1 rRNA gene is annotated in these 640 nt (G+C 47.7%); it reads left to right on the forward strand.

The annotated features are described in order from the left end of the window. Positions 1 to 408 (forward strand): 23S ribosomal RNA (locus tag WS34_RS15025); the annotation flags it as partial. Positions 409 to 640: the final 232 nt, after the last annotated feature.

Below are 640 nucleotides of genomic sequence, written 5' to 3' on the forward strand. Positions count from 1 at the left end.
GGTTTGGCACCTCGATGTCGGCTCATCGCATCCTGGGGCTGAAGTAGGTCCCAAGGGTTGGGCTGTTCGCCCATTAAAGCGGTACGCGAGCTGGGTTCAGAACGTCGTGAGACAGTTCGGTCCCTATCCGGCGTGGGCGTAGGATATTTGAGAGGAGCTGTCCTTAGTACGAGAGGACCGGGCTGGACTGACCGCTGGTGTATCTGTTGTTCCGCCAGGAGCATGGCAGAGTAGCCAAGTCTGGAAGGGATAAACGCTGAAGGCATCTAAGCGTGAAGCCCCCCTCAAGATGAGATATCCCAACGAAAGTTGTAAGACCCCTTGAAGACGACAAGGTAGATAGGGCAGAGGTGGAAGTGCAGTAATGCATGGAGCTGACTGTTACTAATCGGTCGAGGGCATAACCAAGAAGGTAGGACAGGGTAAGGAAGAATGGATGGAGTAAAGATTTAAATTTGTATGTGGTTTTGAAGGTACATGTAAAAAGTAAGGGAGCTGTAGACCGTAAGGGTTTGCAGTTTTTTTATTGCATAGCAAAATCCGTAGGAACTTCCTGTTAAATAAAAGGCACTACGAGCCTAGGCACATTCTTTATTATTACATATTAAATAATAAAAATAGAATGCACAGTCTGAACTGC

The sequence above is a fragment of the Odoribacter sp. N15.MGS-14 genome (assembly GCF_000980245.1).
Taxonomy (GTDB): domain Bacteria; phylum Bacteroidota; class Bacteroidia; order Bacteroidales; family Marinifilaceae; genus Odoribacter; species Odoribacter splanchnicus.